Raw genomic sequence first — 6695 nt, forward strand, 5'->3', positions numbered from 1 at the left:
TGCCCCTAGCGTGACACGTGAACTGAGGAAATTGAGCTAAACCGTTGTAATCGCTGGTGCCGGTTGAGAGGATTGAACTCCCGACCTTCGGTTTACAAAACCGCTGCTCTACCGCTGAGCTAAACCGGCGAATTGAAGGGATCAGGCACGGTCGGAATCGAAGCCTGCGATTCCGCTGATCTTGCGGCCGGTCAAATACCAGACTTGCCCGCAAAGGGCCAGAACCTCCGAAGGGCCGATCCCGCCCGCCGGGCAGGCATGAAAAAGGCGGCCTCGCAGCCGCCTTTTTCGTTTCGGTTACGGGATAGCCTTACTGGCAGAGATGCCTGCGGCCGTCTTCGCCCTTGAACCATGTGCCGGGCTGGCAGACGAAGCCGTTGCGCTCGGCGTAGCTCCGATTGTCCCAGCCGCGGTAGCCGTTGTAAGACCCGTCGCCATTGTAATAGGCGTAGGAATCGTCGCGGAACGGCGCGGTGGCGATAGCCCCGGCGGTGCCGATCGCCGCGCCTGCGACGCCGGCGGCGACATCGGCCGGCCAGAAGCCGGAGTCAGAACGGCGGTCCCAGCGGTTGTCGTTCCAGCTATCATGCCAGCCATTGTTCCAGTTGGTGTCGCGGTTCATGGCGGCGCCGTTCCGATAGGCCGCCCGGCGCTGATAGCCGCTGCCGGTGTAGGGATTGCCCGGTCCCAGATTTTGGCAATTGGCGTTCGGATAAATTGCAGCGCATTTGGCAGGATTATCGATCACCTGCTGCGCCATCGTGGGGCCTGCCAGCGCGGATGAAAGAATCACGGCGGCAGCGCCGAGAAGTCCGAATTTGGTCATGCGTTTCTCCATTGATCTAACCCGGAGCTAAGCGCCGACGGGTGCCGGACGTTCCCGATTTTCCTCACGCGTTGCTCAAACAGATGTGATGGCAGCGCCGTCGCAGCCCAGCGCATGCGATGTTCCAAAAGTGCGAGCTTGTTCAGGTCGTGAGCCGGTGAAGTTCCGTTGCGTCTCCGGAACAAAGCCCGGGCATTTGAGAAAGAAATGCGCGTGGCCGAGGTCCAGGATTTGCAGAAGTGGATGACGAGAGTACGATTGCGCGTGGTTGGGTGCGGAGCAGGGGGTACATGTTCGGAGTTCTGGGGTTGGGATTTCTGCTGGGCATGCAGCATGCGCTCGAGGCCGACCATGTTGCGGCGGTGTCGTCGATCGCCGCGCGCCGCACTGATCTCGGCGACATCGTCAAGCACGGGCTGACCTGGGGTCTCGGCCACACCCTGACCTTGTTCGTCTTCGCCGGCGTGGCCATTCTGCTCGGTCACGCGATCCCCTCGCATTTCGCGCGGCCGCTCGAGACCGCGGTCGGCGTCATGCTGGTCGGTCTCGGCGCGCATGTGCTGTGGCGGCTGTGGCGCGACCGCGTGCATTTCCACGCCCACGGTCACGGCGACGGAACGGTGCATCTCCACGCCCACAGCCATGCCGGCGAAACATTGCCGCATGCGCGCGCCGGCCACGCGCATGCGCACGGCTTTCGCTGGCGCACGCTGCTGGTGGGGCTGATGCATGGCATGGCCGGCTCGGCGGCCCTGCTCGTGCTCGCGGTGTCGCAGGCTTCCAGCGCGGTGGCCGGGCTCGGTTACGTCGCGCTGTTCGGGATCGGCTCGATGGTCGGGATGGGCGCGCTGTCGGCGGTGATTGCGGTGCCGCTCGCGGTCTCGGCGCGCTGGCTGACCTGGGCCAATGGCGGCCTGCAGGGCGCCGTCGGCCTGATCACGATCGCGATCGGCCTCACCACCATCGTCGCGACGGTGGTGGCGTAGAGCCCAGGCCGACGCGCGCCGCGCCCGTTAACATTTTCTGAGCGCGATGATCGGCAATTGAGCGGGCGTAAACCCTTGCGCGTTAGGCTTACTGAAAATTGGGCCCGGGGCTTTAACTCCTGGGGCTGGGCCTTCGGTTAGGTTGTCCGTAACAATTGGACCCGCAACAATGCGTACTGGGCTCACTCTGGCCATTTTGATCGGATCGACGGCCGCGGCGTTGGCCCAGACCGGCCCGGTCCTGGTCATTCCCGGCCGCCCCGGAGTTCCCATCATCATCAACGGCATCGACGCATCCTATGCGGTGGTCGAGGGCGACTGGGGTCTCGGCAAGAACGTGCACGTGACGCCCAGGGTCTACGGCGGCCGCTATTACGATCCGACGCCGACTGTCGGTCATTATTATCCGAGCGCCGGGCAGCAGCCGGGCTACGGGCGCCTCGAAATCGAGCCCCCCGCCAACCGCAAGCTGCCGCAGCCCGCGGAGAGCTATCATGACTCTTGGTCGGCGCAATCCGCCGCCCCGCAGCCGCAGCCCGAGGTTCCCTTCTATCCGCCGCCGGTCATCGTCGCGCCGCAGGGCGACATCGGCATGCCGCCGCAGGATCTTCCGCGTCGAAAACCCAAAAGGCTTCCGCAGCTTCCACAATAACCCCACCAATAAGAATACGCCCAAAGGAGAGACTTAATGCGCAAGACGATTTCAGGATTGATAGCGGCATTCGCCGTGATGACCGCGGGTACTCCGCCCGCGATGGCCTGCGGAGGCGGACTGTTCCAGGGTTCGTGCGCGCCCTGCGGACAGGCTTATGTCGAGCCGTGCGCGCAGCCGCAATTCTACCAGCCGCAGGCCTATGTCGCGCCGGCGCCAGTCTATTCCGGCTGCAACCGTTGCGGCGGCGGCTGGGGCTATGAGCGGCTGGCCGACCCGGTGGACCAGTATCATGCTGCCCCCGAGCGGCACCAGTATTACTACGTCAACCAGGGACCGACCTTTGCCGGTCCCGGCGCCTTCGCGCCGTATCCGACCTACCGGGAAGCTGCCATCGACGGCCACCGGGTGTACCGCTACCATACCCATTCCCATTATCGCGGCTGGCGCTACGGCAATTCGCATCACCGCATGCACGAAGGCATGCCCCGCCATTACTGATCTCAGCACCGAACTAACGCAAGACGTCAGCGCCCGTTCGCATCTCGCGAGCGGGCGGTGATTTTTTAACTCATGAGGCCGAGCCGGCTGGCGCCGATATAGAGGGCCAGCACCGCGGCGTTGGAGACGTTGAGGCTTTTGATTTCGCCGGGCATGTCGAGCCGCGCCACCACGCTGCAGGTCTCGCGCGTCAACTGGCGCAGGCCCTTGCCCTCGGCGCCGAGCACCAGCGCCAGCGGCTGCCGCAACGCGACGCTGCCGAGATTCTCGCTGCCCTGGCTGTCGAGCCCGACCGTCAGGAACCCCTGGTCGTTCATTTCGGTCAGCGTGCGCGCGAGGTTTTGCACCGTGACCAGCGGCACCAGCTCCAGCGCCCCGGAGGCGGATTTCGCCAGCACCCCGGTGGCCTCGGGACTGTGACGCGCGGTGGTGACGATGGCCTTGACCGCGAACGCCGCCGCCGAGCGCATGATCGCGCCGACATTGTGCGGATCGGTGATCTGGTCGAGCACCAGCACAATGCCTTCTTGCGGCAGCGTATCGATATCCGGCGAGGGCAGGGGATCGGCTTCCGCCAGAAGGCCCTGATGCACGGCGTCCGGGCCCAGCCGCTGGTCGATCAGGGAAGGCCGCACGATTTCCGGCGTCACCGGGGTGGCGATGTTTTCGTCCGCCAGCCGGCGCGCGGCGTTTTCGGTCAGCATCAGCTTGCGGATGCGGCGCTGCGGGTTGGCCAGCGCCGCCGCCACGGTGTGCCAGCCATAGAGAATCACCGGGCCGTCGGGGCTTGCCTCCCCGCCGCGCCAGGCTGGCCGCCGGCCGGATTCGCGGCCCCCCGCGGGTCCTTTGCCGCCGCCGCGCCTGAAATGCTGCTTTCGCTCGCGATCGCTCATGGCCAGCTTGTGTCACGGGTTCCGAATAATGGCAATTTGAGCTCCCTTGCGGCCCGTTTTGGCGGTCCGCCTTGGTTGACTTTGCAGGTCGGCTTCGCCCATAAACGCGCCGACCGGGAGCCCGCCATCGGCTCACGGTATTAACGTCATCCATGGCCTTCCCGCCGCCGTTTTCGGCGGGCGGGTTCCGATGAGGTTCAAGCGGGGGAGTGTCCCGAGTGGCAAAGGGAGCTGACTGTAAATCAGCCGTCTTATGACTTCGAAGGTTCGAGTCCTTCTTCCCCCACCAGCCTCCGCTCGCGAGCGAGCAAGGCTGCCGCGCCGAAGCCCATCGGGCGAAGGCGGGCTGTGGACGCGAGCTATGGCTCGGCAAGCCATCCCGATCGCATACGCTACGCGCCCCTAACTCCGCCCGCCCCATCCTCCGCCGCCTTGGCCTCCGTCGTCGGGAACGGCACGCCCGGGAGATACAGCGAAACCGGGCGGATCTCGTAGACCGCGCTGGGATTGGCCCGGCGCAGGTCGCGCGCCGCCTCGATGGCGGCGTCCTCGCTGGCGCAGTCCACGACATAGAACCCCAGTAATTGTTCCTTGGTCTCGGCGAACGGGCCATCGATCACCAGCCCGGGGCCCGGGCCTCGCAAGGTGCGAGCTCTCTTTGTCGTCCCCAGACGCACCGCTGGCCCGAGCCGCGCTTTCTCGTTCACCCGGTCATGGGCGCGCTGCAGATCGGCCATCAGCGCCGCGTCTTCCTCCGGCGTCCAGGACATGACGTGGGCTTCCACATGATAGGCGAGGATGGCGTAGAGCATCGGTACCTCTTCTGGTTGGCAGGGGCTTGTCACCCAAAGGATTACCCTCAAGGACGGTTTGACACAGCCAATCCCGACATTCCGGGTGCTATTGGAACCCGGCGACGGGCGGGTCTGTCATCCCCAAACGTGGGTTGTGCAGCGCAACATGATCGGTAGAACAGGCGGTCCATGAGGTGCGCTTGAGTGACTGACATCAATGCCGACGTCTGGGTTTCGTCGAACCACCGCCCGATGGGCTTTCCCGAATTCGTCGTCATCATTGCCTCGATCATGGCCCTGAACCCGTTGGCGATGGACATGATGCTGCCGGCGCTGCCGAATATCGCCTCGGCATTCCACATCACGGTCGCCAACCGGCCGCAAGCGGTGCTGTCGACCTTCATGATCGGCTTCGGCGTCGGCCAGTTCGTGATGGGGCCCTTGTCCGATCGTTTCGGCCGCCGCCCGGTGCTGCTGGGCGGCATGGTCCTCTACGTCATCGCCAGCCTGCTCGCGATCGCCGCACCTTCCTTCGAGACCATACTGCTGGCGCGCGCGCTGCAGGGCCTGGGCACCGCGGCCACCCGCGTGATCGCGACCTCGGTCGTGCGCGACTGCTACGCCGGCCGCCGCATGGCCAGCGTGATGTCGCTGACGATGATGGTCTTCATCGCTGTGCCCGTCATCGCGCCGTCGTTCGGCCAGGCGGTGATGCTGCTGACGCAGTGGCGCGGCATCTTCATCGTGCTGATGCTGTATGGCGTGCTGGCGCTGATCTGGAGCGCGCTGCGGCTGCCGGAGACGCTGCCGATGTCCGAGCGGAAGTCGCTCGCGTGGCGTGACGTGCTCGGTGCCTTTCGCCACACCGTGACCAACCGCCAGACCCTCGGCTACGCGCTGGCGGCCGGTGGCGTGCTCGGCGCGCTGTTCGCTTATGTGTTCTCGTCGCAGCAGGTGTTCACCGAAATCTATAGGCTGGGGCATTATTTCCCGGCGGCCTTCGCCGCGGTGGCGATCGGCATCGCCATCGCGGGTTTTCTCAACGCCCGCATCGTGGGCCGGCTCGGCATGCGCGTGATGTCGCATGGCGGCCTGGTCGGCGCGGTCGCAGTGGCCGGGATCATGCTGGTCGCGGCGAAACTGCAGATGCTGCCGTTGCCGCTCTTCATGGCGTTGTCAACGCTGATGATGTTCGCGTTCGGACTGATGTTCGCCAATTTCACCGCGCTGGCCATGGAGCCCCAGGGCCATATCGCCGGCACGGCCTCCTCGCTGTACGGGTCGATCACGACGCTGCTCGGCATCGGCATCGGCGCCACGATCGGGCAGGGCTACAACGGCACGCTGCTGCCCTTCGCGACCGGATTTTTCCTCTGCACGCTGGCCGCGCTGGCGGTCGTGCTGGTGGTGGAAAAGGGCCGGCTGTTCACGCCGCACAACAAGCCCGTCTAGCGCCGTGTCGTCTCGCGCGGTGAGGGCACCTGCGCGAACGCGGAAAGACGAAATCAAGAGATGACGGAAAAAAACGCGGCGGGATTGCTCCCGCCGCGCCATTTCTTGAAACTCGCTGGTCCAGGGCTGAGAGCGCCCCGATGCCGAACGTGGATACGTTCAGCGGGCGATCCCAGCGAGGTGACAGCGCTTGGTGTAAGACACTGGATCACCTCCTTTCATTGTTGATGGAAAGCTTAGTATAGGGACGGAATCAGCCTATGTTAAGGGGCGTCAATCGTAGCGGCTGCCAGCGGAACAACACCTGCCGGCGGGGGAGGCCGCGCATGAGCTTGAGGCCGCCTGCGCGGCGTGATAGTTCATCGCCTGCGCGGGTGTAGCTCAATGGTAGAGCAGCAGCCTTCCAAGCTGAATACGAGGGTTCGATTCCCTTCACCCGCTCCAAGCCGTCTCCAGACACCAAGCCACAGTCGCGCCGGGCCCGCGCGCTCCGGCGCGGCAGGCGGATGGCTGCATGCCGCCAGCGCAGTGCTCGGCATTGAAAAAATAGTGTATCGGCAGACTTCATTCGCGCCGGCCCAATAGCTCCGG

The 6695-nt window shown here is 65.0% G+C and carries 7 protein-coding genes and 3 tRNA genes; 6 read left to right on the forward strand and 4 right to left on the reverse strand.

Annotated features, from left to right (window positions below; genetic code table 11):
- Positions 1–54 precede the first annotated feature (54 nt).
- Positions 55–129, reverse strand: a tRNA-Thr gene (locus QZ213_RS22485).
- A 181-nt stretch (positions 130–310) separates the two neighbouring features.
- Positions 311–826, reverse strand: coding sequence for a hypothetical protein (locus QZ213_RS22490; protein WP_291688290.1), 516 nt, complete (start codon positions 824–826; stop codon positions 311–313).
- 290 nt (positions 827–1116) lie between these two features.
- On the opposite strand from QZ213_RS22490, the gene QZ213_RS22495 reads away from it, so the two are divergent.
- The 3 genes from QZ213_RS22495 to QZ213_RS22505 all read left to right on the forward strand — a co-directional run bounded on the left by QZ213_RS22495 (position 1117) and on the right by QZ213_RS22505 (position 2965).
- Positions 1117–1812 (forward strand): urease accessory protein, encoded by a 696-nt coding sequence (locus QZ213_RS22495; protein WP_291688291.1) that lies wholly within the window; start codon positions 1117–1119, stop codon positions 1810–1812.
- A gap of 169 nt (positions 1813–1981) precedes the next feature.
- Positions 1982–2464 (forward strand): hypothetical protein, encoded by a 483-nt coding sequence (locus QZ213_RS22500; protein ID WP_291688292.1) that lies wholly within the window; start codon positions 1982–1984, stop codon positions 2462–2464.
- 36 nt (positions 2465–2500) lie between these two features.
- Positions 2501–2965 carry a hypothetical protein gene (locus tag QZ213_RS22505; RefSeq protein WP_291688293.1) on the forward strand — a complete coding sequence of 155 codons (465 nt, stop codon included), beginning with the start codon at positions 2501–2503 and terminating at the stop codon, positions 2963–2965.
- Between the two features lie 65 nt (positions 2966–3030).
- On the opposite strand, the gene rlmB is transcribed toward QZ213_RS22505, so the two are convergent.
- A complete protein-coding gene (rlmB, locus tag QZ213_RS22510) occupies positions 3031–3858 on the reverse strand; it encodes a 23S rRNA (guanosine(2251)-2'-O)-methyltransferase RlmB (protein WP_291688294.1) in 828 nt (275 codons plus the stop codon).
- A gap of 203 nt (positions 3859–4061) precedes the next feature.
- Between rlmB and QZ213_RS22515 the strand changes: the two genes are divergently transcribed.
- A tRNA-Tyr gene (locus QZ213_RS22515) sits at positions 4062–4147 on the forward strand.
- A 103-nt stretch (positions 4148–4250) separates the two neighbouring features.
- On the opposite strand, the gene QZ213_RS22520 is transcribed toward QZ213_RS22515, so the two are convergent.
- Positions 4251–4670 (reverse strand): YciI family protein, encoded by a 420-nt coding sequence (locus tag QZ213_RS22520; RefSeq protein WP_291688295.1) that lies wholly within the window; start codon positions 4668–4670, stop codon positions 4251–4253.
- A 186-nt stretch (positions 4671–4856) separates the two neighbouring features.
- On the opposite strand from QZ213_RS22520, the gene QZ213_RS22525 reads away from it, so the two are divergent.
- Together QZ213_RS22525 and QZ213_RS22530 are read left to right on the forward strand one after the other, a co-directional pair.
- The gene (locus QZ213_RS22525) at positions 4857–6104 is read left to right on the forward strand and encodes a multidrug effflux MFS transporter (protein ID WP_291688296.1); all 1248 of its coding nucleotides are present in this window, start codon (positions 4857–4859) and stop codon (positions 6102–6104) included.
- A gap of 370 nt (positions 6105–6474) precedes the next feature.
- Positions 6475–6548, forward strand: a tRNA-Gly gene (locus QZ213_RS22530).
- The last annotated feature ends 147 nt before the right edge of the window (positions 6549–6695 follow it).

Origin of the sequence: Bradyrhizobium sp. (assembly GCF_017881085.1) — a bacterium.
Lineage (GTDB): Bacteria > Pseudomonadota > Alphaproteobacteria > Rhizobiales > Xanthobacteraceae > Bradyrhizobium.